Raw genomic sequence first — 26,390 nt, forward strand, 5'->3', positions numbered from 1 at the left:
ACCACCACCATCTATCGTGTCTTTTACAGGAAGCGCGGCGAATTTCCGCTGCGTCAACACATTTTCCGTAAGGACACTCGATGGCCTCCAGCTTTATCCCCGCCGCGCCTGCGAATCAGGACTCCCCAAACCAGGATCTGCAATCCTCTCTCCGCGAAGACCGCGTCTTTCCTCCCCCCGCGGAGTTCGCCGCGCATGCGCATGTCAAATCGCTCGCAGAGTATGAGGCGCTCTATGCAGAGTCGATAGCCGATCCGGAGACTTTCTGGGCTAAGGCTGCTTCCGAGTTGCACTGGTTCGAAAAGTGGAGCAAGGTGCTGGACTGGCAGATACCGGTTGCCAAGTGGTTTGTCGGGGGCAAGACTAATCTGAGCTACAACTGCGTCGACCGTCATGCTCTCGGCGCGAACGCTCACAAGACAGCGCTTATTTGGGAAGGGGAGCCAGTCACGGATGGTAAGGCTGAAGTCCGCAAGCTCACCTACGCTGAGTTGCTTGTGGAGGTGCAGAAGTTTGCCAGCGCACTCAAGGCACTCGGCATCAAGAAGGGCGATCGAGTTGCCGTCTATATGGGCATGACGCCGGAACTGGCGATTGCGCTGCTGGCGTGCGCGCGCATCGGCGCTGTGCATTCGGTGATCTTCGGCGGCTTTGCGGCACATGCGATCGCTGACCGCGTCAACGACTCGCAGTGTGTCGCCATCCTCACCCAGGACACCAGCTACCGTCGCGGTACGGAAATTCAGCTGAAGAAGACCGTCGATGAAGCGGTCGAAACGACGCCCAGCGTTCAGCACGTCGTGGTACTCAAGCGTAGCGGCAGTTCCGTGCAGATGAAGGAAGGGCGCGACCACTGGTGGCATGACCTCGTGGCTGCGGCGTCTCCGACGTGCGAAGCCGAGCCGCTCGACAGCGAAGACCCGCTGTACATTCTTTACACCAGCGGCACGACGGGGAAGCCCAAAGGCCTGGTCCACACTACGGGCGGGTATAGCGTCCAAACCTACCTGACGACCAAGTATGTCTTTGATTTGCAGAATCCGTATTACGCGAACGATGTCTATTGGTGCACGGCGGACATCGGCTGGGTGACAGGACATAGCTATGTCGTCTATGGGCCGTTGCAGAACGGCGCAACCGTGCTCATGTACGAGGGCGCACCAAACTTCCCGGACTTCGATCGTTTCTGGCACATCATCGACGACCACCAGGTGACCATTTTCTATACCGCGCCGACCGCCATTCGCGCGTTTATCAAGTGGGGAAATGAGCATGTCGAGAAGCACTCGCTCGACTCGCTGCGCCTGCTCGGCACTGTCGGTGAGCCGATCAATCCCGAGTCGTGGATGTGGTACCGCGACAAGATCGGCCAGGGCCGCTGCCCTATCGTCGATACGTGGTGGCAGACGGAGACGGGCGCCATCCTCATCGCGCCGATTCCCGGGGCTGTTCCGACGAAGCCTGGATCGGCAACGCGTCCCTTCTTCGGCATTGAGCCCGCTGTGGTTACGCGTGAAGGGCACGATGTTCCAGCTGGTTCTGGAGGGCTGCTGGTGGTTCGCAAGCCCTGGCCGAGTATGGCGCGTACGATTTACGGTGACGCGGAGCGATACAAGCAGACTTATTGGTCCGATGTGGAGGGTTGCTACTTCACGGGCGACGGCGCCCGTAAGGATGCGGATGGCTACTATTGGCTGATGGGCCGGGTTGATGACGTGCTCAATGTCAGTGGACACCGGCTTGGCACGATGGAAGTGGAGTCGGCGCTGGTTGCGCATCCGAAAGTTGCGGAGGCTGCGGTCGTCGGTCGTCCGGACGACCTCAAAGGTCAGGCCATCGTTGCGTTTGTCAGCCTTGAGTCTGGCGTGGCTCGTGAACTGGCCGCTGATGCTCCAGCGCTTGAAGCGCTCAAGGCCGAACTCAAGAAGTGGGTCGCTAAGGAAATCGGATCCCTCGCGCGCCCCGAAGACGTCCGCTTCACCGACGCGCTGCCTAAGACCCGTAGCGGCAAAATCATGCGCCGCCTGCTCCGCGAACTGGCAACAAGCGGCGAAATCAAGGGTGACACGACCACTCTCGAAGATTTCCAGGTCATCGCAAAGCTTCGCGAAAGCGACGAGTAGAGGCTTAGAGTGCATCGCCTCCCGAAATCGCCGCACACTGCCGCCGGTGAATCTTCATCGCAAAATAGCGAAAGATGACCGGGGGCGTGCCGAACAGTACGTAGATAGCAATAATCACGCCGGGCGAAATGGGCTCATCCTTGCTTTGAGTGCCGCTTGCATCAACCTCTTTGGCCTGCTGGGCAATGGTTGTAGCTGTATGTTTCGCGCTCTTTTCGACGGCAACGCCGAGGGTCAGGAACGCCAGCAGCACAAGACTGACATAGAAGGCCAGGTGAAGGACCCACGCCTTGAACCCGCGCGGACGAAAGAAAAGGAAGGCTGACTTTAGCCCGAGCGTCACTGAAGAGACGCCAAACGTCCGGTGCGGCGCATGTGCCTGCAGCAAGACCAATTCGTGGTAAGAGCCTTCCAGTTCGGCTTGAAATGCATCGCGAACACGTGTCGTCGCGTCGCCGCTTTCGCCGGGTAGTTGTGGCAACTCTGCGATGTTCTTGGCGAGCGTCGCCATACGTTCAATCAAATTTGTACGGCGCCGGTCTCTCCCGTTTTCGGAAGCCCACTTGTATCCGAAGGCCAGCAGCGCTGGGAGCAGCGGCGCAATCTTGAGGATCGTTTCAAGCGCAGATCCGGAGGCCGGTCTGGCTGGATCGCCAGCCCACATCAGTAAGGGCATTCCAAGACCAATCATTCGTTCCCCTGGAAAGAAGAGTTCGGCAATTATTCCACGAGAGGGAAGCCTGTGGGATATTTATGTTTCGCTCGAAGAAATGGGTGGCGAGGCTTCAGATGCTGCGGAAAGAGACGTTTCCTTAAGACGAGACTCGACGCTGGCGCGCTCGATTGCATCCTACTTTCAGAAGGGAACACCTTGGGTGATTCTTTTCTATGAATTGCATTCATTTTGGAACGGGAGAATTAGATATGTCGGATGTTCTGGTGGAAAAAGATGCGGAGAACCCATGGCCTTCAGTGCTGATCTGGGGACTGATCGGGGCCGGGTTGGTGGTGGCTGGCCGCAAGGTCAAGCCTGGTGTTCTGTCCTGGGTAGCGAATACGGCTGGGTACAGTTTGCTCACCAAGTCAATCGGTACAGGGGTGTATTCGGCGCTCTCGCGGTAGAAAGTCGGTAGACATGCCGGAAATTCAATGAAAGAAGCGTGCAGGCCAAATAAGCCTGCACGCTTTTTTGTTGTGAGAGAACTGTGCTTGAGACCCTATCTTGAGCCGCTTTCGATGGCGTCTACCTGAGGAATGTCTTCGTCGTCCGGCTCATCATCCACATCGTTGATGATGTCGAGTTCGTCTTCCGAGTTTTCGTTTGGATCGTCTTCGTCGAATTCGGGATCATCCTCTGCGGGGTCCAGCAAGGAATCGTCCAGCTCATCTTCGGTTTGATCAAGTGGCTCATTCGGATAGCTCATGGGGGCATCCTCCATCCCAACTCCGATGCAGCAATGAGCGGTTAGGTGGTCCGGCGGGAGGAATGCGTATTGCGTTCAAGGCGAAGTGCGATATAGTGTCTCGAATCGCGAGAGGCGAGCCCAGATCCGCGAGCCGGCAGGTTCAGCCAGCAAAGAGGAGAAGATTATGGCGAATTTTTGTGGGAAGTGTGGGAGCGCCATAGCCGATGGAGCTCAGTTTTGCGGAGTTTGTGGAACTTCCGTTGCAGCCAGCGCTACCGCACCCGTAGCAGACTACACCCAGACGTACGCTCCGCCGGTCGGAGTGCCTTTGCCGCCTCGGTCCGGCAATAGCGCAGTCAAGATCATTCTCATTGTGGTCGGGGTTTTCGTGGGGCTTGGCATTCTGGTCACTTGCATTTTGACTTTTACCTTCTGGCGTGTGACGCGTGGGATTCATGTGAACGACCATGGCGATAAAGTCACCGTGGAGACTCCGGCGGGGACGATTTCGACAGATCAGACGGAGAGCTACAGCGCGGATGAACTGGGGGCAGAAGTCTATCCCGGTGCAGCCAGCGGGCACGGCAGCATGAAGATGAATCTGGGAGAGGGATCGATGGTGACCGGGGTTTTCACTACTTCCGACTCGAAAGAGAAGGTGCTGGATTTTTACAAAGGAAAATATGGCAACGCTGTAGCGACCATCGATACGCCGGAGGCGGCGATCCTTACGCTGAAGAAAAGCGAGAATGATTCCGTGATGATCACGATCAGTTCTAAGAGTTCAGAGAACGATGGCAGGACGCAGATCGCGATTGTGCACACGAAGAAGAGCTAGTGAGCGTTTCCTGAACGACCTCGCATAGAGAATGAGGCCCGGACATGGCGTCCGGGCCTCATTGCGTTGGTTCACTGCGTTTGTTAGCGCGTAACGGTAAGCGTAACGGTGGTGGTGTGGGTAATGCCGCCGCCGGTTGCTGTAATGGTGATGGTGTGAGTTCCGACCGTAGCGTTACGGCCAACGGTGACCTTCATGGTTGAGCTACCGCTACCCGGTGAGGCAATGGAGCTGGGGCTGAAGGTCACGGTCTGCGAGGAGCCCTGGCCCGAGGCGGAAAGCGAAATTGCGGAACTGAAACTGCCGGTGATCGCGGTGGTGATCGTCGCTGTGCCGCTGGAGCTTCTGGCGACGGTGATGGCGGTAGGCGAGGCGGAGATGCTGAAGCCGGGTGCGACGCCTCCCGTCACGGTTAGCGAGACGGTCGTTGAGTGCGTGATACCGCCGCCCGTGCCGGTAATGGTAATGCTGTACGTGCCGGCCGCTGTTCCGGATGCGACCGTGAAGGACGCTGTTGATGAACCCGAGCCGGGTGCAGCGATGGAGGTCGGGCTGAAGCTGACGGTAACGCCGCTGGGCGCTCCGCTTGCGGTTAGGGCAACGGCCGAGTTGAACCCGCCGGAAACTGACGTAGTGATGGTTGAGCTGCCGCTGCTGCCGGCCGCGACGCTCAGCGATGTGGGCGAAGCGGCAATGGCAAATGCTGGCGTTGGACTGGTACCTCCGGTGAGCGCGCCAATCAATCCTGTGTTGGGACTGCCCCAGCCAGTGACGAGGTCGTAGCCAGTTACGGCCGAGTAGCTGCCTGACGTACCGCTCGTGATGTCGTGGAAATCAGCCGCGTAGCTGCCGGAAGTGTTCTGCGAGTAGATGGTGGGATTGATGAAGCCGATCGTGGGCTGACCATTGGCTACAAGTTGCTGGTTAACGAGAGCGATGTAGCCTGCCCACATGGGTGCGGCAAAGCTGGTGCCGCCGTAGGAGTTTGCAGTGCAAGTGGTCTGGTCGGCGCAGACGTAGAAGCTGAAGTTTGCGTTGGCGGAGACGTCGGGGCCGTTGCGCAGTGTAGTCGATCCTTTATTGCTCGAGTTGATCACCCCGCCGATCGCCTGCCACGAAGGGATTGCGATCTTGTCGGGCGAGATGCCGCCGCCGGAGTCTACCCATGCTGTTTCCGAGGCCCATGCTCCGCCTGCCCCCGTGGTCACGAGATCGGTGCCACCGACCGAGACGACATAGGCATCGTCCGCGGGCCACGCCTCATTGCTGGACGACCAGGTGGAGCTGTCACCGGAGGCGGCGAAGAAGTTTTGTCCCTGAGCAGCCATCTTCTGAAAGTACGGGTCAAGCGTGCTGGGATCGGCGGGTGTCCATCCCCACGAGCAGCCAATGGTCGTGGGCAGGGGGCTGTGGGTGGTCATGGCGGCGATAATGGCCGTGTCCACTGAGCCTACATAAACAGTGAGATTGGCGAGGCCAGGCGCCATTCCAATGGCTTGGGTGATATCCAGAGTCTGCTCGGTATCATCGCATTTACCGCCAGCGCGGCTGTCGACGCATGCGGTGCTGGTGCCGTCGGTGGAGAGAAGGGTGATGGGTACGTTGTTGGTCTGGTGGACATTGGTGAAGTAGGTGGTGACGTCAGCGAGGTCGGTGCCAAGGTATTCAAAAAGACCGAGATTCTGCCCTGCTCCGGTTAGCGATCCGCTGCCGTAGTAGGCCGCGCGCATGTCGCTGCCAAGGAAGGATGCAGATGGTCCTGAGCCGGTAGTGGCGTGGGAGACGACTTTGTCGGCAGCGATGCCATGGGACTTGGCGTAGTCCTCCTTCTTTACCAACAGGGGATGCGGGATCGAATAGTTGTCGAGGCCAGAGACATGCCAGAGAGTGAAGGGCAGGTCGGTGACGGGCTCGCGATCGGGAGCAAAGAAGGTACGGTTCTCGGTGGGGTGCTGGTAGGTACGCATATTGAGGTGGAAGGCGGCTTCCACGGCAGATACCGGAGCTTTGACCTGGACTTCCATGCCGTCGCGGCTGCCGCCAGTTACCGTGAGTCCATTGCGTTTGGCAAAGGCCAGGACGGCGTTGTACTGTGCCTGAGTTGGCCCGAACCTTGCTGTGAATTCCTGTGGTGTGAGGTAGTGCTTGTAGGCGGGGCTATTGGGGTTGTAGAGGTCTTCGAGGAACTGGTCGAGCCCGGCCTGGTCGCGTATTGGAAGCACAAGGTCGAGGCTCATGATTTGCTCGCCAGGGAGGCGGCCGATGGTGCGGGCTTCACCGTTGCGAGTGACTTCGCGAATGTGGCGGGTGAAGGTGGATTGCGCCTGGGACTGCATGACCGCGACAAAGACAATCGCGACAAGAGACAGCAAGAACAGACCGATTCTCCGAACCATGAGTTCTCCTTCTGACAGAGGTTTCCTAGAGGGGTTGGGGGATGTGTCCACTTAGCGCGCAAGGGGCGGACGACTGAGGGAGTTGCCGTAGATTAGCACCGAATTTTGCGTGCTAGGAGGAAAAGTTGTCTCGAGTCGTTAAGCTAGAACGATGTTGACTGGCAGTAAATTTCTGGAGCATGTTCTCCGCCGCATCTCAAGTTCAAGGCGAAAAAGTAACGCTAAATTTCAGTCTGGTGCTTTCGTCCAACGATAAAGTTTGTGTGCCGTCAATGGGTGCAGTGTCTCAGAAGAGATGCATTTACAAGGATTGGCTGGGGCAATTAGTCTTGCTGGGCGGCAACATACTGGCTGGCGGGTAACGATACCACTCCACTGAATCAGGACGACGAGGGAGATGAGTTCCAACGATGCGAAGGCGTGATTTTGTCAAAGCGATCATGGCTGCGGGAGTTTCCGCGAAGGCGGCACTGGGACAGGAGCCTGCTACCAAGCCTCAGGCCCCAGCTCCGACACCGACTTCACCCCCGACGCTGAAGCCCTCTGTTTCGCCGAATGCTCCAGTGGCTCCGGCGCCTATCCCCATGATGCGTGGGCTGCAGGAGATCAAGGGGTTGCCGGTTCTTCCGCTTTCAGCGGACGCAGTAGCTGAATCCGAACAGCATTTCTTCAATGAGGTGCAGTTTGCAACGTTGCGGAGGTTGGGCGATCTTTTCGAACCTGCACGTGAGGGCCATCCCGGCGCGGCTGAGGCGGGTGCGGCAGAGTTTCTGGACTTTCTGATCGGTGTATCTCCGGCAGATCGGCAGCAGATGTATACGTCGGGGCTGGACCGCCTGGAAAAAGAAGCTCATGGCAGGTTTGGCGTGGCTTTCGCGAAGGTCACCGACGAGCAGGCGGACCAACTGATCAAGCCGTGGTTGCGGGCGTGGATGGACGATCATCCTCCCACGGAACCTTACGAGCACTTCATGAGTATGGCGCACCTGGATATTCGTACCGCGACAGTGAATTCGCAGGCGACGGCCGATGTGGCGCGTAAAGCAGGCCTGCAACCACCGACTGTGGATCTCTTCTGGTATCCGGTTGATCCTGATTTGAAGCATGAAGCAGCGGAGGCATCACGCGGGCGTAGTGGGCGGCATCGTTTGAATTAGCCCCGGGGGGATTCGGCGACTCGCTTTTGCAGCCGGGAGTTCCTGGATCGTTTATCGATGGGCAAGACTGGCGAAGTTATGTGGGGATGAGGTCTCATGGCTGAAGAAGTTGTGGATGTGGTGATTATCGGATCAGGTCATGCGGGTGGAACGGCAGCGAAGATCCTCACGGAGAAGGGCATCAGGTGCCTGATGTTGAATGCTGGCCCTGTGGTGGATGTGCCGCGTGATACAGAGTTGCGGCCGGCCTATTCGCTGCCCTATCGGGGATTCATGGAGCCGGGGCGTCTCAAGGGCGTTTACCAGTCGGATGAGTTTAACGCGAATACCTGGGTAGACGAGAAGGAAGTACCCTACACCTACGAGGCGAAGCAGCCTTACAACTGGGTACGTGTGCGGTTGTTCGGCGGGCGCTCTCTGTTCTGGTCGCGGGTTTGCTTTCGGCTGAGCGATTACGAGTTCAAGGGTAAGTCGCACGATGGTTTTGGCGAGGACTGGCCTATCGATCATGCAGAGCTCTCGCCGTACTACTCGCGGATAGAGAAGATCTTTCGCGTCCATGGTGCGCCGCATGGATTTCCGCAACTGCCAGACGGGAATTACATCCTGGACGAGTCGCCAATTCCTACTTCAATCAAGCGGCTGATGGCGCAGGGTAAGACACGCAATATTGCCTTCGGCAAGCAGCGTGTGGCGGCTGGTCTTGGCAACCTGGCGAGTTCGCTGAACCTGTTGCTTCCAGATGCATTCGAGACAGGTAAGCTGCGGGCGATTCCGAATGTGGTGGTGCGAGAGCTCAGTGTCGATAAGAACACCGGCAAGGTCAGCACTGTCCACTTTGTGGACCGGCTGACGAAGCGAGAGATGTCGGTGAAAGCGCGCGTGGTGGTGCTGGCTGCCGGGACTCTGGAGAGCACACGGCTGCTGCTCAATTCGGGGATTGCGAATTCGAGCGGAGTGATGGGGCACTACCTTGCCGATCAGATTTATGGTGTGGGCATCACGTGTTCTGTGCCTGAAGCGCGCAACGGCAAGTCGACTTCAGAGATGATGAATGGCAGCGCCATTGTTCCTCGCTTCCGTAACCTTGACACCAAAGCGAAGGACTTTCTCCGCGGCTACGCGTTGAACGTGTGGAGCAGTACTGGCGGGGCGGATCCGAAGAACTTTGCCAGCTATGGTGCCGAACTGCAGCAGAAGCTCAAAAGTTACCACGGCAGCATGATGAGCATGACGATTATGGGTGAGGTACTTGCGCGCTATGAGAATCATGTGCGCATCAACAAGAACGTCGTGGACGCCTGGGGCATTCCAGCTCTACACATCGATACCAAGTACGGATCAAACGAGTACAACATGGCGAAGGATGCCGCGGACACGGCTTCGGAACTGGCGGAGGCTGCCGGCTTTGAAGTACTGGCGAAAAATTACGAGCCCAACCCGCCGGGATACAGCATTCACGAGGTGGGCACGTGCCGGATGGGCAATGATCCCAAGACGAGCGTCCTGAACAAGTGGAACCAGAGCCACGATTGCAAGAATCTTTTTGTGGTGGATGGCAGTGCTTTTACCAGTGCGGGCTGGCAGAATCCGACGATTACGATTTCTGCTCTGTCGATGCGTGCTTCTGAATACCTTGCCGAGCAGATGCGGCAGGGCAACGTTTAACAACGAGTGGATTGGGGAGATTCGATGAAGCAGTCACGGCGGGAGTTTATGCAGGCTAGCGCGACTGGTGCGGCGGCAATGGTGTGTGGTTCGGCGTTTCTTGAGGGCACAATCGCATTGGGCAAGGAGTTCAAATTGCCTCTCGGTTTGCAGCTTTATTCGGTGCGGGATCTATTACCTAAAGACTATGCGGGCACGCTGAAGCAAATTGGCGGGCTGGGCTTTCGTGAGGTGGAGTCGGCGGGGTATTACAACCATTCCGCAGCCGAGGTGAAGGCCGCTCTGGATGCCGCCGGGTTGAAGTTGGCGAGCGCCCACTACGCCTCTGGACCGCTGCATGAAAAGTTCGATGAGATTCTTGCGTTCAATAAGGAACTTGGTGTTTCGTACATCATCTGCGCCGCGCCGGGACACGCGCCGACAAGCAAGAAGACAGGTTGGGAGGACATGAGCCTGGATGACTGGCGCTGGAATGCCGACGAGTTCAACAAGTTTGGCGAGAAGGTCCACGCGGCGGGGATGAAGTTCGGCTATCACAATCACAAACTGGAGTTCAAAGAGACAGATGGCGTGGTGCCTTGGGAAGAACTGCTACGGCTGACCGATCCATCCAAGGTCGTCTTTGAGATGGATTGTGGTTGGGTGATAGCTGGCGGTTCCGATCCCGTGGCAATGCTGAAAAAGCACGGCAAGCGCGTCGCGATGCTGCATGTGAAGGATTTCAAGCTGCCTGCGGGGCAGCCTATTCCCAATGAGCCTGTGCCTGTTGAACTCGGGACGGGGAGCATTGACTACAGGCCGATCTTCGCCGAGGCGGCAAAGTCGGCGAACATTGTCCATTGCTTTGTCGAACAGGAGGCTTTCACCGTGCCGCCGATGGAGTCGTTGAAGATGGACGCCGACTATATGAAGAAGATCGGCGCCGTTGCCGGATAGCTTCTGCCCGGCCGGTCGACAGGAAGCGATTGGCCGGGGCATGCTCTGGTGGTTTACCCTTGGAAACAGTATGAAATCTGCATTCCGTACATCGCTCGTTCTTGCCTTTACTTTGACTGCCGGCGTTCTTGCATCGCAATCGCAGTCAACTCCTCCGAAACCCGATGCTGACTCGAAGCCGATCGGCGACCCCGCCCAGGCACCAGCTACGCCGAAGCCGGCGGAGGAGTTGCCGGATTCACCCGCGCCACAGGCTGCCGCGCTGATTCATCCCAATGGGCCAACTGCCGTGCTGGATACATCCATGGGGCGCATCACCTGCCAGTTCTACCAAAATGAGGCACCGAAGACGGTGGCCAACTTTATCGGCCTGGCTGAGGGAACGAAGGATTGGATCGATCCTGAAACGCACAAGAAAATGCACGGCAAAAAGTTCTATGACGGCACCACCTTTCATCGCGTGATTCCAGGATTCATGATTCAAGGTGGCGATCCGCTGGGCACGGGCATGGGTGATCCGGGATTCTCGTTCGAGGATGAGTTCAATCCGGATCTGAACTTCGACAAGCCGGGACGGCTCGCGATGGCGAACTCCGGACCGAACACAGACGGAAGCCAGTTCTTTATCACCGAAGCTCCGTATGAATCTCTGAATCAGCACTACACGCTGTTTGGCCAGTGCGATGAGGACAGCGTCGCCGTAGTGAAGGCCATTGCCCGTGTAGAGCGTGATGCGAATGACAAACCGGCGGAGCCGGTGATTCTGCGCAAGGTGACGATTGTGAAGGAAGGTGCGCCGATTCCGCAGCGACCTTCAGCCGGTCCGGCAAGTCCGGCTTCGGAGAGCCCGGTCGGTCCCAAGCCTGCGGCGCCGCAGCAGTAGTCGCAAGATCAGAGACCTACCTATCCCACGTTACAGCCGGAACTATCTGGCATGTAACTCAACCATTGCAATTCAGGAGTAAATCAATGGCACTAAGCACAGGTACTTATGCGATCTTCAATACCACCGAGGGCAAGATCACGGTTCGTCTATTTCCCGATGTAGCGCCGATTACGGTTGCAAACTTTGTCGATCTGGCAGAGGGAAACAAGGAGTGGACGCACCCGATTACAGGCGTGAAGTCGAAGGACAAGCTGTACGACGGAACAATCTTTCATCGCGTGATTCCTAATTTCATGGTCCAGGGCGGTGACCCGGCCGGTTCTGGCATGGGCGGACCAGGATACCGTTTTGGCGATGAGACGAAGGGCTCGCCACACAAGTTTGACAAGCCAGGCAAACTAGCGATGGCCAACGCCGGTCCTGGAACGAACGGCAGCCAGTTCTTCATCACGACAGCGCCTACGCTTTGGTTGACGGGCAACCACACTATCTTTGGCGAAGTGATCGAGGGGCAGGATGTTGCGGAGAAGATTACCGCGGTGCCGCGTAACTCGCAGGACAAGCCGCACAAGCCGGTTGTGCTTGAGTCGGTTGTGATCGAGCGCGTCGCCTAACCCAGACTCGGATCTGTTCGAATGCGTGAGCGGCTTCTCTTTTGAAGAGAGGCCGCTTTCCTTTTGTGCACAGGCAAGAGCGGCTTCATTGTTATCCATCCAAGGGTGGACACGTATCTCCCTCGAAAGGCTCAGGCGGTCGCGCGTCGGCCAATGGTACTCTTGGCCAGTTTGCAGGCATATTTTGGGGGTTTTTCGATGAAATTCAGGGTATTTTGTCTCGTTGCTGCATCGGCGTTTCTCTTGCTGGCTCACGCGGCTTTGGGACAGAGCGCGACGGCTTCTTTGCGTGGAGTTGTGACGGATGCGACTCAAGCCGTAGTGCCGGGTGCAGAAGTCGTGATCACCTCCATCGGAACCGCGCAGCAACATGCACAGCGCACCGACAGCCGCGGCGAGTTTTCCTTCCAGGAACTCTTCATCGGTGATTATCGCGTTGAGGTGCGTTCCGCCGGATTTGCAACTTGGGTCGATGCCCACATCCATCTCGACGTGGGCAACCAGTCGCAGATCGCCGTTCAGCTAACGCCCGCCTCTACCCAGCAGACCGTAGAAGTTACAGCCCAGGCCGCTCGCCTCCAGACCAACGAGATCGCGCAAGGCGCAGTGATCGGCGAGCGCGAAATTGCCGATCTGCCCATGAGCGGACGCAACTTCGCACAACTTGGCATTCTGCAGCCGGGAGTCCGGCCGACATCGTCGGGCTTGATGACGCAAGGCAATTTCCGGCGCTCTGGCCAGAACTATGAAGTCAATGGCCAGCGCCCCGAATCCAATACGTTTCTGCTCGATGGCATGCGCGACATCAACCGCATGGACGGCGGCTACGCCTTCCGTCCGCCCGCCGACGCGATGGCTGAGTTCCGCATCCTTACCACTACGGCTCCGGCCGAGTTCGGCGGCACCAACGGCGGCATCACCACCATCGTGACGCGCTCGGGCACAAACGAAATTCACGGAACGCTGTACGAGTTCTTCCGCAACGACGCGCTCGATGCCAATAACTACTTCGCTCCGCGAAAAGAATCGCTTAAACAGAATCAGTTTGGAGTGACAGCTGGCGGTCCGATCGTCCGCGACCATGCTTACTTCTTTGCTTACTATGAGGGCCTGCGCGATATCCAGGACATCACCCACGGAGTCGTTGTACCCACTCTGGCCGAGCGCAATGGCGACTTCTCAGCCGATGCGCCGATCCTCATCAACGCCACCAAAACACCCTACGGTGACGACCTCTCCGGCAGCATCAGTCCAATTACCGCCAAGTACCTCTCGTTCTTTCCCGTCCCGAATTCCTTGGAAAATCCACATCTCGCGCAAACCACCAACGCAAGCCGCTACACCAGCGAACAAGGTGGCATCAAGGCAGACTGGCTGATCCGGGGCGCGGATGTGCTCAGCGCGCGCTATCACTACTCGACGCTCGATCTGCGCAGCCCGTACTCCGAGCTTGGCGCGGACGTTCCTGGCTTTCCGGTTGGCTACTCCAGCAACTCGCAGCTGGGCGGCCTTACCGAGACGCACACGTTTTCCGTACACACGGTACTGACGGCCAACGTCAGCTTCTTCCAGGACCACATCATCCTCGACAAGCGATACTCGGGCTTCTCGCCCCAGGCGTTCGGGTTCGGATACGCATCCACCTGGGCTTCGGCGACGGGCGCGCCGCTGATCATGACGCAGGGCTACTCCAATGTGGGTGACCCGATTATCAACCCGCGTGACACCTTCCAGAACGATTACGCCGTCAGCACCAACGTCGCTCATACGCAGGGCAAACACGTCACGAGTTTCGGAGCGCAGTTTCGCCGTACGCAGCTGAACGGTTATCAGGCCAACTTCGCTTCCGGCGCATTCTCCTTCACCGTCCAGGGATATACCAATAATTCCCTGGCCAACTTCCTGCTCGGCAAGCCGGATATCTTCACCCAGGCGGGTGGTGATTTCACGCGCGCCCTGCGCGGCTGGGAGCTGGGCGCCTATGCTCAAGATGAATACCGCCTTGGGCCAAAACTGACACTGAACTACGGTGTGCGCTACGAAATCACGACGCCCTTCAACGACATTCGCAATCGCCTAATGGCCTTTACGCCCGGTGTGCAATCCACCGCGATTCCAACCGCTCCGAAGGGCCTGCTATTCCCTGGGGATGCCGGCGTACCCAACACCATCGCTCCAGTCTTCAAGAAGGACTTTGCGCCTCGCGTCGGCTTTGCCTGGGATCCGCGCGGAAACGGCCGGACGGTAATTCGGTCAGCTTATGGAATTTTCTACGATGAGCTTCTGAACGGTGTCGGCATGCCGATGCGTGCCGCCAGCGCCGCGCTGCCGCAGGTCGTGGTTCGCACCCTCACCGGCAAGATCAACTACGTCAATCCAACCTCGACCGTGACGAATCCCTTCACGCCGGGCCAGTTCGCTCTCCCTGCTTCCACCTTCACTATCGACCGCAAGCTGCTGCCGCCGTACACGCAGGACTGGAATCTCACGGTCGACCAGGCATTAGGGAGCCAGGTACTGTCGATCGGATACATCGGCGCGAAGGGAACCCGTCTGCCGCGCCTGGTTGAGGCCAACCCAGCGATCTATGAGCCGGGCGCCACGCTGGCCAACTCTGGCCGCCGCCGCCTCTACTCCGGCTGCACGCTGACCTCTGGCACATGCTCACTGGGCACAGCAGGGCTGGTGGAAGGCAATGCCAACTCAACCTTCCACTCAGGGCAGGTCTCACTCACGCGTCGCGGCACGCCAAACCTAAACTACACGCTGGCCTATACATTCTCCAAAGACCTGGACTACTCCTCCAGTCTTCATATGTCCGGCCCGGCGCCCTGGCTCAATCTCGGAGAACTCGATGTCCCGCAGAACAACCAGGACCTGAAAGCAGAATACGGACGCTCGCTTTTCGATTCGCGCCACCGTTTTGCCGGCAGCGTGATCTACGCGATTCCTTTTGCCCGCAACTTAACCGGCGCAACGCGCCTGCTTCTCGATGGCTGGCAGTTCAATGCTCTGCTTGCCATTAACTCCAGCACGCCGTTTACCGTCTATGACTCGGCCAATGTCTCCCTGCAGGCCCCACACCCCGGAGTTTCAGGAATGTTCGGTGACCGGCCGAATGTCGTTGGGAATCCGAACAGCGGAGCGCCCCATACCAAATCGCAGTGGATCTCTCGCTCAGCATTTCAACGGCTTGACCCGGTGGCAAACGCCGGACAATTTGGCAATGAGCAGAGAAACAGCATTGATGGCCCCGCATTCGGTAGCCTGGACGCATCGCTCAACAAGACCTTTGCGATTGGCGAAAGGGCAAACGTACAATTCCGCGCCGAGGCCTTCAACGTCACCAACCACGTCAACCTGATCCTGCCCGTGGACGACATTAACTCACCCGTTTTCGGCCAGATCACTGAGGCTCAGGCACCGCGTATCTTTCAGTTCGCCCTGAAATTTCAACGATAAGCTGGTATGCAGGAAGACAAAAACAAAGGCTGCCCGGGAGAATTGGGCAGCCTTTATCGTCTTAGAGAATGCGTTCGTTCTTTCCTGCTTAAACTCCTATGACAGCGCAGAGTTCCTTGACGGCTGCTGCACTCTTGTTGAGTTCGGCTTGTTCTTCCGGGGTGAGTTTGATCTGGATGATCTCTTCGAGGCCGGCTGCTCCGAGCTTGCAGGGCACGCCGATATAGTAGCCATCGATGCCGTACTCGCCTTGCAGGTAAACGGCGCAGGGAACGATCTTTTTCTTGTCCTTGAGGATGGCTTCTACCATCTCGACTGCAGCTGCCGATGGCGCATAGTAGGCTGAGCCGGTCTTGAGGTGCTTGACGATTTCGGCGCCGCCGTCGCGGGTGCGCTGGACGATTGCTGCTAGGCGATCGGCAGGGATCAGTTCGGTGATAGGAATGCCTGCGACTGTCGAGTAGCGGGGCAGGGGAACCATGGTGTCCCCGTGGCCGCCAAGGACGAAGGCGGTGACGTTTTCAACGGAGACCTTGAGCTCTTCTGCGATGAACGTACGGAAGCGGGCGGAGTCGAGGATGCCGGCCATGCCGATAACGCGCTCGCGGTTGAAACCGGACTGCTTGTAGGCGGCCTGGGCCATGGCGTCGAGCGGGTTTGAGACGATGATGAGGATCGACTCGGGCGATTGCGCTACGACCTTCGCGACTACGTCAGACATGATCTTGTAGTTGGTGTGCAGCAGGTCATCGCGGCTCATGCCAGGCTTTCGAGGCAGGCCTGCGGTGATAACGACGATATCGGAATTTGCTGTGGCGGCGTAATCGTTCGCGCCGATGACGCTGACATCGCGCTTTTCGATGGGCATGGCTTCGAGCAGGTCGAGAGCCTTGCCTTGTGGAATGCCTTCGGCGATGTCGATGAGGACTACGTCGGCGAGTTCCTTGGCCGCGATCCAGTGTGCTGCGGTTGCGCCTACGTTGCCGGCGCCTACGATGCTGACTTTCTTGCGCATTGTGCTCCTTCTTGAAAGCTAGTGTGAGTGTGAAGCGTGAGTGTGAGAAGCATGAACGGAATGTGCTGCGCACTCACACTCCACACTCACACTCGTTCTTACATGTTCGCGATGATCTTCGTGGCAAATTCGCTGGTACCGACCTTCGTTGCACCTTCGAGCTGGCGGGCGAAGTCGTAGGTTACGGTCTTCTGCGTGATGGTCTTTTCGAGCGAGTCTTCGACCAGCTTGGCGGCTTCTTTCCAGCCAATGAACTCGAGCAGCATGACGCCGGACAGGATGACCGATCCGGGGTTGATCATGTCCTTATCGGCGTACTTGGGAGCCGTCCCGTGAGTAGCTTCGAAGACCGCATAGCCGTCGCCGATATTGGCTCCGGGGGCGATGCCGAGGCCGCCGACCTGCGCTGCTGCAGCGTCTGAGATGTAATCGCCGTTGAGGTTTGAGGTGGCAAGGACGCTGTAGTCTTCCGGGCGGATGATGATCTGCTGGAAGATGCTGTCCGCGATGCGGTCGTTGACGAGAATCTTGCTCTTCCACTTGCCGCCGCCGTGTGATTCGCCGATGGAAGCGAGTACGGCTTTCACCTCGGCGTAGAGCTCTTCGCGGAAGGCGTCGGTGCCGAATTCAATGCCTGGCTCGATGAGCGCGGCGTTCTCTTCTACCGTGATGCTGGGGTTGGCTTCGACGTTGCCGAGGATCCAGCTTTCGCGTTCGGTGACGGTCTGGTCGCGGAACTCCTGCACGGCTACTTCGTAGCCCCACTCGCGGAAGGCGCCTTCGGTGAACTTCTGGATGTTGCCCTTGTGGACGAGGGTGACGGTCTTGCGGCCGGTTTCAAGCGCGCCCTTGATGGCAGCGCGTACGAGGCGCTTGGTGCCAAAGATGGAAATCGGCTTGATGCCGACGCCGGAGTCGAGGCGAACCTGCTTCTTGCCGCCGCCGTTTCTCTTTTCCTGGAGCAGATCGTTGTTGAGGAAGTCGATCAGCCTGGCTGCGTCGGAGGACCCCTGCTTGAACTCGATGCCGGAGTAGACGTCCTCGGTGTTTTCGCGATACAGGAGGATGTCGCAGCGCTCAGGGTGCTTCACGGGCGAGGGAACGCCGTTGTAGTACTTGACCGGGCGAACGCAGCTGTACAGGTCGAGGATCTGGCGCAGGGCCACGTTGAGCGAGCGGATGCCACCGCCTACGGGCGTGGTGAGAGGTCCCTTGATGGAGACGCGCAGGTCGCGGGCGGCGTTGACGCTGTCGTCAGGTAGCCACGTCTGGAATTGGCGATAAGCCTTCTCGCCGGCGAAGATTTCGAACCACTTGATGGCGCGCTTGCCACCGTAGGCCTTCTCCACGGCTGCGTCGAAAACGCGCTGCGACGCCTTCCAGATGTCGCGGCCCGTGCCGTCGCCCTCGATGAACGGGATGATCGGGTTGTCGGGAACGGTGAACTTGCCATCGGAGTATTCGATCGGGGTGCCATCGGCGGGTAGGGCCAATCCGTTATAGGTGGTTTGCATTGCTGTGCCTGTGTTCCTTTCGACAGTTCAGAATTCGTTCTCTTCAGCTTTGGATGGGGTTTACGTGCGCGTGCGAAGCCGAAACTAGAGGCTATCATTCTGAAATTGAAGGTGGCAATGCGCGTAGGCTCACCTCAACGCCAGTAATTATGAACGATGCATCAATCCTGCGGTTGGCGCATCCAATTTGAGGTCCTGCAAAATCCCCATGCGATAAACTTAGGGTTTGGAGCGAGGGTTGATTAGCCGTTAGACCGCAGTCGCCGATTGGAGAAATTGAGAAATGTCACAGGCAGCTGGCGCAAAGTCGCGTAAGTACAAGGTCGGTTTGATTCAGATGAGCATGGGTGCGGACCCGGCGGCGAATTTGGCGCATGCGCTCGACAAGGTGCGTGAGGCGGCGGCGAAGGGCGCGCAGGTGATCTGCCTGCCGGAACTCTTTCAGGCGCAGTATTTCTGCCAGCGGGAAGATATCAAGCTCTTTGATCTGGCAGAGGCGATTCCGGGGCCGAGCACTGCTGCTATCGCAGAGGTTGCGCGGGAGACGCGGACGGTAGTAATTGCTTCGCTCTTTGAGAGGCGCGCTGCGGGGCTGTATCACAACACCGCCGTGACGTTTCATACCGACGGCAACATTGCCAGCGTGTATCGCAAGATGCACATTCCGGACGATCCGCTGTATTACGAGAAGTTCTACTTTACGCCGGGGGATCGCGGATTTCAGGCTCTTGATACTGCGTTTGGCCGCATCGGGACGCTGGTTTGCTGGGACCAGTGGTATCCGGAAGGTGCACGTCTGACGGCGCTGCAGGGAGCGGAAACGCTGTTTTACCCAACAGCGATTGGCTGGCATCCGGCGGAGAAGGAAGAGTTTGGCGAGGCGCAGTATGACGCGTGGCAGACGATCCAGCGCGGGCATGCGATTGCCAACGGAGTGTACGTCGCGGGTGTAAACCGCGTGGGGCACGAAGAGGGTGACGTGCTGGGAAATAAGGTCGAGGGCAAGGGGCTGGAGTTCTGGGGCGGGTCATTTCTGGCCGATCCGTTTGGACGGATCATCGCCAAGGCTTCGCATACGGATGAGGAGATTCTCATTGCGGAGATCGATCCAACGCTGCTCGAAGATACGCGGCGGAACTGGCCGTTCCTACGCGACCGGCGCATTGATGCGTATGGCGGGATCACGCAGCGGTTCCTGGACCCGATGCCTGTGCTGGCGGAGTTGAAATAACCATGGCCATTCTGAAGGACAGAACTCCGCGGGAGCTTGGTTTCCGCATGCCTGCGGAGTGGGACCGGCATGAGGGGACCTGGCTGGGCTGGCCGCAGAATCCGGCGGACTGGCCGGGGAAGTTCGCGGCCATTCCCTGGGTGTATGCCGAGATCGTGCGGCTGCTTTCCTACCGCGAGCGGGTGAATATCCTCGTGAGCACCGAGTCTGTTCGACGGCGTGCGGAGAGTGCTCTGAAGCGCGCTGGCGCGAATCTTGACAATGTTGTCTTTCACGTCTGGGCTACGGACCGGGTGTGGCTACGGGATTCAGGACCGATTTTTGTTAAAGATGCGGCGGGCAAAGTCACGATTACCGATTGGAAGTTCAACGCCTGGGCGAAATATGACGACTGGAAGCTGGATGACCAGGTTCCGGCGCATGCAGCAAAGTCTTTGAAGATGGACCGCTGGCAACCCGTCGCCGGCAAGCAGCGTCTGGTGCTGGAGGGCGGCAGTATTGACGTCAACGGCGCCGGAACGATGCTAACCACGGAAGAATGCCTGCTGAGCACCGTCCAGCAGCGGAATCCTGGAGTTTCGCGTGAGGAGCTGGAGCTTGCTTTCAGCGAATATCTGGGTATCGATCAGGTGATCTGGCTAGGCGATGGCATTGCCGGTGATGATACGCATGGGCACGTCGACGACATCACCCGGTTTGCGGGTGAGTCGACGATTGTCACGGCGATTGAGCCAGACGCCAGCGACTATAACCGCGCAGTGCTTGCCGACAACCTGGCGCGGTTAAAGGCTTCGCGGACGCCGAAAGGCAGGCAGTGGACGATTGTCGAGCTGCCGCTGCCGAAGCCGGTGGTCTTTCGCGGTCAGCGGCTACCGGCCAGCTATGCCAATTTCTATATTGCGAACGAGCTTGTGCTGGTGCCCACCTTCCATGACCGCAACGATCGCATCGCGCTGGGGATTCTGGCAGAGCTTTTCCCGGACCGTGAAGTGATCGGGATTCATGCGGTGGATTTGGTGTGGGGGCTGGGAACGCTGCATTGTATGACGCAGCAGCAGCCTGCTTAGTCTGCCTGTATGTAGAGGGATGCGAGAATAGTAACCAGCAATGAACGATCTGGATTATCTACAGCTGGCACTGGACGAAGCAATTGCCGCCGGACAGGCAGGAGAAGTGCCTGTCGGAGCGGTGATTGTGCGCGGCGATCAGATCGTCGTGCGAGCGCAGAATCGAGTGCTACGGGATAACGATCCGACCGGTCATGCGGAGGTTGTCGCCCTGCGGGCTGCTGGGCAATTGGTGGGCAATCACCGGCTGGGTGGATGTACGCTCTACGTAACCCTGGAGCCTTGCTCGATGTGCGCCGGGGCCTTGGTGCATGCGCGGGTGGACCGCGTGGTGTACGCCACCGCCGATCCCAAGGCTGGGGCGGCGGGGTCGGTGCTTTCGGTGATTAATCATCCCCGGCTGAATCACCAGATGCAGCTGGATTCCGGGTTGCTTGCCGAGGAGTCTGCGGAGCTTCTAAGAGCTTTTTTTCGGGAGCGGCGCAAGGGGAGCGCGGAGCAATCCAAAATCCCAGTCAGAATTGAAGAAGCGACTGCGGAGCAGCTTAGCTCCGAGTGAGCTGGCGGATGCGCTCGGTTTGCGCCGGCCATTTTGCAGAGAGTTCCGCGAAGCCTGCGCTGGTGTAATCGGCATGGTCGAAGCCCGGGACTACGGAGCAGCCTAGCAGTGCTACTTTGCCGTCGCCGATGAGTTTTGTGCCCTGCCAAACCCCTGCTGGAACCAGATGCTGCACTTGCTGGCCTGCTGCGAGGTCGGGGCCGAGGATCACAACGCGAGTGCTTCCATCCGGCCAGAGCTGGACCATTTCTACCGGATCGCCGAGATAGAAGTGGAAGAGTTCATCGGAGTTGAGGGCGTGCATTTCGCTGAAGGTGCCGGGTTCGAGCAGGTAGTAGATGGCTGTGCCGCTGTCGCGTTCGCCGCGTTCGAGCTGAACCTTGGACGATGACGTATAGGTGCGGCGGAAGAAGCCGCCTTCGTAGGGGTGGGCTTCGAGGTCGAGCAGGGCCTTGATTTCTGCGGCGGTCATGTTCTTAATCGTACTGCGCCGCATTACAGACAGGGTAGAATTGCGCCATGCAGGTTCTCATGTACTCCGCCCCCTGGTGCCGTGACTGCCGCGAAACGAAGCGGTATCTGGATGCGCACGGTATTGCCTTCACTGAGATCGATATCGAGGCGGATCCGTCGGCTTCCGATGAAGTGTTGAGGCATGTGGGTAAGCGGGCGATTCCGCAGCTGGTGCTCGACGGCGAGTGGTTCCAGCCATACAAGCCGGGGCGCGGAATTCTGTATGACGAGCTGGATGCAAAGTTCGGGATCAACACGAGGTTGTAACTGATAGCCACCGAATCCTGCTGAGCCGCTACAATTAGGGGTTGCCTGCCTGATGTGGGCGCATGGGAGAACCCTGCTTGATTGAGCGCTATACGCTGCCTGCGATGGGCGGAATCTGGACTGAGGAAAACAAATATCGCTGCTGGCTCCGTGTGGAGTCTGCGGCAAGTACTGTGCTAGCTGAGGACGGGGTGATCCCCGTTGCTGCCGCAGAGGCCATCGAGCAGAAGGCCAGCTTCGATGTAGCGCGGATTCAAGCCATTGAAGCGGAGGTGAAGCATGATGTGATTGCCTTCACTACGGCTGTCGCTGAGTCGCTGAAGGCGCAAGGGCTCGATGCAGAGTCCCGCTGGCTGCACTACGGGCTCACTTCAAATGACATTGTGGATACGGCACAGGCCTTGCAGGTGAAGGAAGCTTCCGGGCTGATTCGCGTGGCGCTGGTGGGCTTCCTTGAGGTGCTGAAGAAGCGGGCGATCGAATTCAAGCACACGCCGACCATCGGGCGCACCCACGGCATCCACGCGGAGCCAACGACCTTTGGATTGAAGCTGCTGAACTGGTTTGCGGAGATGGAGCGCAATCTTGTCCGCTTCGATGCGGCTGCGGAAGATATGCGCGTGGGTAAGCTTTCAGGAGCGGTTGGCACGTTTGGCCATTTGAGCCCACGCCATGAGGAGCTCATCTGCGCGCGGCTTGGATTGAAGCCGGCGCCGGTGGCGACGCAGGTGATTCAACGCGATCGGCACGCCGCGTTTATCTCGGTACTGGCGCTGATTGGCTCGACCCTAGACAAGATCGCGACCGAAATCCGGCATCTGCAGCGGACCGAGGTACGTGAGGCGCAGGAGTACTTCAGCGAGAAGCAGAAGGGCTCTTCGGCAATGCCGCATAAGAAGAATCCGATTACCAGCGAACAGATTAGCGGGCTGGCGCGTATTCTGCGGTCGAATGCGCAGGCGGCATTTGAGAACATTCCGCTGTGGCATGAGCGGGATATTTCGCATTCGTCTGTGGAGCGGATCATCTTCCCGGACTCGACGATTCTGACGCACTACCTGCTGGCGAAGACGACCAACCTGATCGACAAGCTTCTGGTCTATCCGGCGCGGATGCTGCGCAACCTCGAGAGCACGGGCGGGCTGATCTTCTCGGGGCAGTTGCTGCTGGACCTGGCCGAGGCTGGCATGATGCGCGAGGATGCTTACAGGCTGGTGCAAGGACATGCGATGCGTTCGTGGAAAGAAGATCTGGTTTTCCGCGACGAAGTGGCGATGGATGCTGAAATCTCGTCCTTGCTCTCGGAAGAGCATTTGGCGAAGACTTTCGATATGACTCGGCAGTTGGGCAATGTGGATGCGATCTTTGCACGCGTTTTGGGAGAGTAGAATGCTGCGCACTCTTATTGCCGTCGCTGCAATGCTGCTCTGCTTCGGGGGACCGAGGTCAATTTGCGCACAGCAGCGCCCCGCACGCACTGGCAGTAAGCCTTTGGCTATCTTTTATCCGGACGATGGTAACGCTGGGTTCAAAGATGCTAATCCTCCGACGGATATCATCTTGAATGCACTCTTGGCGACGCGTGAAGCCAGACTCATCGGCACAAGACTTACCGAACTTGATCGAGAATCTCAACGTAAAGTCTTCCGTGTAGCACCAGTTGATCTGGGAGATGCGGAAGAAAAGGATTTCATCGCGGTCGGAAGCAAACCGATGGCGGGAGCAGACAATGACTGGTTCTGGATTGTGCGAGTTCGTGAAAATAAGGCTACAGCATTGCTCTTTACCGGTGCTCTGAGTGTTGAAATCCTTTCGCAAGCCACCAACGGTCATCATGACATACGAACGTTCTGGTCCAGCGCTTCATTCGAGATAAGACAGAAGTTCAAGTACAACGGGTCGGTCTACAAGCCTACAAGCAAACGAACAAGTGAGATCAAGCCATGAACCTGATTCTCGCCATGACCGGGGCATCCGGCAGCGTGTTTGCGCAGGAGATGCTGCGAGCTCTGGAAGCCGATGAGCGAGTGGCGCGAGTGCATTTTCTGCCGTCGGAGAACTCTTTGCGAGTTCTCGCTGAGGAACTCCAGATCAGCGGGCGCAACAATCTCGTCGAAAAGCTACTTGGATGCGCTGCGACCAAGACGGTGCAGCTCTCCGAGAGCGATATTGGCGCGTCGGTTGCCAGTGGGAGCTATCCCTCGAACGGAATGATTGTGCTGCCGTGCAGTATGGGGACGCTGGCTTCCATTGCGAACGGCATGGCGGATACGCTGATTGCGCGGGCTGCGGACGTGACCTTGAAGGAGCGCCGGCCGCTGATTTTGTGTGTCCGGGAGACGCCCTTCAACCGTATTCATCTTCGTAATATGCAACTCGCTTCGGATGCAGGTGCCGTCATCTTCCCGGTCATTCCCGCTTTCTACAATCGCCCCATCGATTCAACGGAGATGGCGCGGCAATTTGTCTGCCGAGTGCTGGCGCATATAGGTCTGCCGCAGAAAGACGCTTACGTCTGGAAGCCCGGGGAGTAGCGCAAGTTCTTACCAGATTGTTCGAGGATAGACTTTCGCGATCTCGCGATCTGCTGTGATGAGGTGGGCAAACCCATTCGCTTTAGCTTGGGCCACGATCATGCGATCAAACGGATCCCTTGTCCACTTTTCACCGACCATCACACCAGCGACAGTTGCAAAGGGTAAATCGCACACCCGGGTATCGAGTTCGTATTCGATTTTGATTTGGACTTCGCGGGAAGAAATCTTGGTACGTCCAATTTCGTATAGATACTCGAGCTCGATCAGAACCATAGGGGAGAGCAGAAGTTCTGCCGTGTTCAGAATGTCTAAGACTCTGTCACTGAATCTCTCGAGCTTGGACTGCGTTAGCCACAGAACGACATTCGTATCCAGGTACGCAATCGGAAGAGTTAGAGGTGGGAGAACGGGCAGATGGGACGTCATCACAAATCTTCCCAATCCTTCTCCCACGCCGCACGCATTTCTTCCTTCATCCTCGTCTCATCTTCTTCTGAGGAATCTGGTTTCATGATTTCCATGGGTGTCAGCCGGCTTAATCGGCTAACGGGCTTACCCTCCGGAACGACCTTGAACCGGTTGCCCTTATGAGTAATCCAAACATCGACTCCGCTCATGGCTTGATTGACCAAGTCGAATATCTCACGACGAAATTGAGTGATTGTCACTTCCATGCATGAAATATAGCACGATGTACATGATTGAGCGTACGTTATGTACGTTTCTATTGATATCCAGATTCAGCGTTCGGCGAGGAGGCTCTCGCCTGCAGGCAGGCCCGTGCTGCTTTGCAGGAAAGCGGCCATCTCCGGTCCCAAACGGTCGGCGCACTGAGCTGGGGCAAGGTGCCCACAGCCTTTGGCGACCGCGAGACGAGACTGCGGGATGAGGTTGTGCATAGCGCGCCCTTCGGTCAAAGGCGTCACCCGGTCCTGATCGCCCCAGAGGATCAACACTGGCATCTTGAGGCTGGGCAAATCGTCATCTGTCACGTCCTTGGCCGAGAACATGGAAGCCAGGGCGCGCTTGATCACCCAGGATGTATTGGCGGAGACGCGGAGGATGTCCTGCGCAACGAAACCGGGCATCTTGGGCGGATTGGGCGTCAGGAATTCGTTCAGGCGGCTTAACTCGTCTGGGGTGGTTGGTGTGAACAGGCGCGTATCAAGGCCCGGCGCCATCCGGAGTCCTGCGCTGTCCATTAATACGAGGCGGCGAACGCGCCCAGGGTGGTCGATAGCGACTTTCTGAACAATCCAGCCACCCATGGACCAGCCGACCAGGTCTGGTTGCTGGAGATGGAGGCGATCCAGGAAAAAGCGGATCACACGCGCCTGTTCCGCGATGGAATAGTTCACGTTGCGCGGCTCTTCCGACTGGCCGAAGCCGAGCAAATCGGGAGTGTAGACGCGAAATCCAGATTTCTCCAGGTAGGGGGCAAGTTTGACCCAATCCTCGCCGCGTCCTCCCAGACCATGCACCAACACAACGGGCTGGCCATTCACTGGCCCTCGCACGTAATAGTGGATGCGGTAACCGTTCACCCAGACGGTGTGACTCTCCACACCCGAAGCGATCAGTTGTATGTGTTGGATCTTGTCAAAAACCCAGGTCGGCTTGACTACAAACATCGAGCCGGCCATAGCGATAATGAGCCCGAAAGCCAGAGAAGAACGCAAAAGCCATTTAGGCCAAGCCGCCATGGATGCCTGCTTCCTGAGCCATCCGCCAGCCTTTTTCAATTACCTGCATAGTGATGGTCTCCAACAAAAAAGGGTTAGAATCATGCCACTCGGCACGGGTCGCCCAGGCAACATTGGCTGCGTCCGATGATGACTGCAAATGGCCACCGACGACGCGACACCAATAATCAACGACAACATAGTGGTAGCGGACTCGCGATTTGCCGTCTTCTTGAGCGCCACTCTCTCTATAGATGCGATCTACCACCTCAACGATTGCCTGAGGGGCGACAAGTAACCCAGTTTCTTCGGTTACTTCACGCTGAACACCCTCAAGCAGGCTCTCACCCAGGTCAACAAGTCCGCCGGGAAGCGACCAGTGACCTTTCATCGGCTCGGTTCCCCGCTGAATAAGCAGGACACGGCCAGCGGAATCGACGATGACGGCGCCAACACCGACGAGCGGGGTGGAGGGAAACTCCCGTTGCGTCAAAGCAGTTCTCCTGTCTCAACTTTGCA

At 57.9% G+C, this 26,390-nt stretch carries 26 protein-coding genes; 16 read left to right on the forward strand and 10 right to left on the reverse strand.

Annotation, left to right across the window (positions count from 1 at the left end; translation table 11 throughout):
- The first annotated feature begins 80 nt into the window (after positions 1-80).
- Positions 81-2,123, forward strand: coding sequence for an acetate--CoA ligase (gene acs / locus AC5S27_RS08665; RefSeq protein WP_493934164.1), 2,043 nt, complete (start codon positions 81-83; stop codon positions 2,121-2,123).
- Positions 2,124-2,127: 4 nt separating this feature from the next.
- Here the strand turns inward: acs and AC5S27_RS08670 are convergent, their stop codons facing one another.
- Entirely contained in the window at positions 2,128-2,814 is a 687-nt protein-coding gene (locus AC5S27_RS08670) for a hypothetical protein (RefSeq protein WP_493934165.1), read from the reverse strand.
- 233 nt (positions 2,815-3,047) lie between these two features.
- Between AC5S27_RS08670 and AC5S27_RS08675 the strand changes: the two genes are divergently transcribed.
- Positions 3,048-3,245 (forward strand): hypothetical protein, encoded by a 198-nt coding sequence (locus tag AC5S27_RS08675; RefSeq protein ID WP_493934166.1) that lies wholly within the window; start codon positions 3,048-3,050, stop codon positions 3,243-3,245.
- A gap of 95 nt (positions 3,246-3,340) precedes the next feature.
- Here AC5S27_RS08675 and AC5S27_RS08680 read toward each other — a convergent pair whose 3' ends face one another.
- A complete protein-coding gene (locus AC5S27_RS08680) occupies positions 3,341-3,547 on the reverse strand; it encodes a hypothetical protein (RefSeq protein ID WP_493934167.1) in 207 nt (68 codons plus the stop codon).
- 166 nt (positions 3,548-3,713) lie between these two features.
- Here AC5S27_RS08680 and AC5S27_RS08685 point away from each other — a divergent pair, with 166 nt between their 5' ends.
- Positions 3,714-4,367 (forward strand): zinc-ribbon domain-containing protein, encoded by a 654-nt coding sequence (locus AC5S27_RS08685; protein ID WP_493934168.1) that lies wholly within the window; start codon positions 3,714-3,716, stop codon positions 4,365-4,367.
- Between the two features lie 83 nt (positions 4,368-4,450).
- On the opposite strand, the gene AC5S27_RS08690 is transcribed toward AC5S27_RS08685, so the two are convergent.
- Complete coding sequence (locus tag AC5S27_RS08690; protein WP_493934169.1) at positions 4,451-6,763, reverse strand: protease pro-enzyme activation domain-containing protein; 2,313 nt, start codon at positions 6,761-6,763, stop codon at positions 4,451-4,453.
- 410 nt (positions 6,764-7,173) lie between these two features.
- Here AC5S27_RS08690 and AC5S27_RS08695 point away from each other — a divergent pair, with 410 nt between their 5' ends.
- The 6 genes from AC5S27_RS08695 to AC5S27_RS08720 all read left to right on the forward strand — a co-directional run bounded on the left by AC5S27_RS08695 (position 7,174) and on the right by AC5S27_RS08720 (position 15,486).
- Positions 7,174-7,920, forward strand: coding sequence for a gluconate 2-dehydrogenase subunit 3 family protein (locus AC5S27_RS08695; protein ID WP_493934170.1), 747 nt, complete (start codon positions 7,174-7,176; stop codon positions 7,918-7,920).
- A 96-nt stretch (positions 7,921-8,016) separates the two neighbouring features.
- A complete protein-coding gene (locus AC5S27_RS08700) occupies positions 8,017-9,588 on the forward strand; it encodes a GMC oxidoreductase (protein ID WP_493934171.1) in 1,572 nt (523 codons plus the stop codon).
- Between the two features lie 24 nt (positions 9,589-9,612).
- Positions 9,613-10,524 carry a sugar phosphate isomerase/epimerase family protein gene (locus AC5S27_RS08705; protein WP_493934172.1) on the forward strand — a complete coding sequence of 304 codons (912 nt, stop codon included), beginning with the start codon at positions 9,613-9,615 and terminating at the stop codon, positions 10,522-10,524.
- Positions 10,525-10,594: 70 nt separating this feature from the next.
- Positions 10,595-11,407 (forward strand): peptidylprolyl isomerase, encoded by an 813-nt coding sequence (locus AC5S27_RS08710; RefSeq protein ID WP_493934173.1) that lies wholly within the window; start codon positions 10,595-10,597, stop codon positions 11,405-11,407.
- A gap of 86 nt (positions 11,408-11,493) precedes the next feature.
- Positions 11,494-12,024, forward strand: coding sequence for a peptidylprolyl isomerase (locus tag AC5S27_RS08715; RefSeq protein WP_493934174.1), 531 nt, complete (start codon positions 11,494-11,496; stop codon positions 12,022-12,024).
- A 198-nt stretch (positions 12,025-12,222) separates the two neighbouring features.
- On the forward strand, positions 12,223-15,486 hold the full coding sequence (locus tag AC5S27_RS08720; protein ID WP_493934175.1) for a TonB-dependent receptor: 3,264 nt from the start codon (positions 12,223-12,225) through the stop codon (positions 15,484-15,486).
- Positions 15,487-15,574: 88 nt separating this feature from the next.
- Here AC5S27_RS08720 and mdh read toward each other — a convergent pair whose 3' ends face one another.
- Together mdh and AC5S27_RS08730 are read right to left on the reverse strand one after the other, a co-directional pair.
- Positions 15,575-16,501 carry a malate dehydrogenase gene (gene mdh, locus AC5S27_RS08725; protein WP_493934176.1) on the reverse strand — a complete coding sequence of 309 codons (927 nt, stop codon included), beginning with the start codon at positions 16,499-16,501 and terminating at the stop codon, positions 15,575-15,577.
- Positions 16,502-16,599: 98 nt separating this feature from the next.
- Entirely contained in the window at positions 16,600-18,015 is a 1,416-nt protein-coding gene (locus AC5S27_RS08730; RefSeq protein WP_493934177.1) for an NADP-dependent isocitrate dehydrogenase, read from the reverse strand.
- Between the two features lie 283 nt (positions 18,016-18,298).
- Here AC5S27_RS08730 and AC5S27_RS08735 point away from each other — a divergent pair, with 283 nt between their 5' ends.
- Genes AC5S27_RS08735 through tadA form a run of 3 tightly spaced genes read left to right on the forward strand, consistent with a single transcriptional unit; the run spans position 18,299 to position 20,872 of the window.
- Positions 18,299-19,246, forward strand: a complete 948-nt coding sequence (locus tag AC5S27_RS08735; protein ID WP_493934178.1) for a carbon-nitrogen hydrolase — start codon at positions 18,299-18,301, stop codon at positions 19,244-19,246.
- A gap of 2 nt (positions 19,247-19,248) precedes the next feature.
- Positions 19,249-20,313 (forward strand): agmatine deiminase family protein, encoded by a 1,065-nt coding sequence (locus AC5S27_RS08740; protein ID WP_493934179.1) that lies wholly within the window; start codon positions 19,249-19,251, stop codon positions 20,311-20,313.
- Between the two features lie 40 nt (positions 20,314-20,353).
- Complete coding sequence (gene tadA / locus AC5S27_RS08745; RefSeq protein WP_493934180.1) at positions 20,354-20,872, forward strand: tRNA adenosine(34) deaminase TadA; 519 nt, start codon at positions 20,354-20,356, stop codon at positions 20,870-20,872.
- Here tadA and AC5S27_RS08750 read toward each other — a convergent pair.
- Entirely contained in the window at positions 20,859-21,344 is a 486-nt protein-coding gene (locus AC5S27_RS08750; RefSeq protein ID WP_493934181.1) for a cupin domain-containing protein, read from the reverse strand. The two genes, tadA and AC5S27_RS08750, sit on opposite strands and share 14 nt — an antisense overlap.
- A 47-nt stretch (positions 21,345-21,391) precedes the next feature.
- Between AC5S27_RS08750 and AC5S27_RS08755 the strand changes: the two genes are divergently transcribed.
- The 4 genes from AC5S27_RS08755 (at position 21,392) to AC5S27_RS08770 (ending at position 24,186) form a co-directional block, all read left to right on the forward strand.
- Complete coding sequence (locus tag AC5S27_RS08755) at positions 21,392-21,652, forward strand: glutaredoxin family protein (RefSeq protein WP_493934182.1); 261 nt, start codon at positions 21,392-21,394, stop codon at positions 21,650-21,652.
- Between the two features lie 77 nt (positions 21,653-21,729).
- Positions 21,730-23,040 carry an adenylosuccinate lyase gene (gene purB, locus AC5S27_RS08760; protein ID WP_493934183.1) on the forward strand — a complete coding sequence of 437 codons (1,311 nt, stop codon included), beginning with the start codon at positions 21,730-21,732 and terminating at the stop codon, positions 23,038-23,040.
- A gap of 1 nt (position 23,041) precedes the next feature.
- On the forward strand, positions 23,042-23,599 hold the full coding sequence (locus AC5S27_RS08765; RefSeq protein ID WP_493934184.1) for a hypothetical protein: 558 nt from the start codon (positions 23,042-23,044) through the stop codon (positions 23,597-23,599).
- Entirely contained in the window at positions 23,596-24,186 is a 591-nt protein-coding gene (locus AC5S27_RS08770) for a UbiX family flavin prenyltransferase (RefSeq protein WP_493934185.1), read from the forward strand. The genes AC5S27_RS08765 and AC5S27_RS08770 overlap by 4 nt, the downstream gene beginning before the upstream one ends.
- Before the next feature lie 9 nt (positions 24,187-24,195).
- Here the strand turns inward: AC5S27_RS08770 and AC5S27_RS08775 are convergent, their stop codons facing one another.
- The 4 genes from AC5S27_RS08775 to AC5S27_RS08790 form a co-directional block, all read right to left on the reverse strand.
- The gene (locus AC5S27_RS08775) at positions 24,196-24,615 is read right to left on the reverse strand and encodes a type II toxin-antitoxin system VapC family toxin (protein ID WP_493934186.1); all 420 of its coding nucleotides are present in this window, start codon (positions 24,613-24,615) and stop codon (positions 24,196-24,198) included.
- A complete protein-coding gene (locus AC5S27_RS08780; protein WP_493934187.1) occupies positions 24,615-24,863 on the reverse strand; it encodes a type II toxin-antitoxin system prevent-host-death family antitoxin in 249 nt (82 codons plus the stop codon). Before AC5S27_RS08780 ends, AC5S27_RS08775 begins: the two co-directional genes overlap by 1 nt.
- Before the next feature lie 66 nt (positions 24,864-24,929).
- Complete coding sequence (locus AC5S27_RS08785) at positions 24,930-25,892, reverse strand: alpha/beta fold hydrolase (protein WP_493934188.1); 963 nt, start codon at positions 25,890-25,892, stop codon at positions 24,930-24,932.
- Entirely contained in the window at positions 25,876-26,364 is a 489-nt protein-coding gene (locus AC5S27_RS08790; RefSeq protein WP_493934189.1) for an NUDIX hydrolase, read from the reverse strand. Before AC5S27_RS08790 ends, AC5S27_RS08785 begins: the two co-directional genes overlap by 17 nt.
- Positions 26,365-26,390 lie beyond the last annotated feature (26 nt).

This window comes from Acidicapsa borealis (assembly GCF_059115245.1).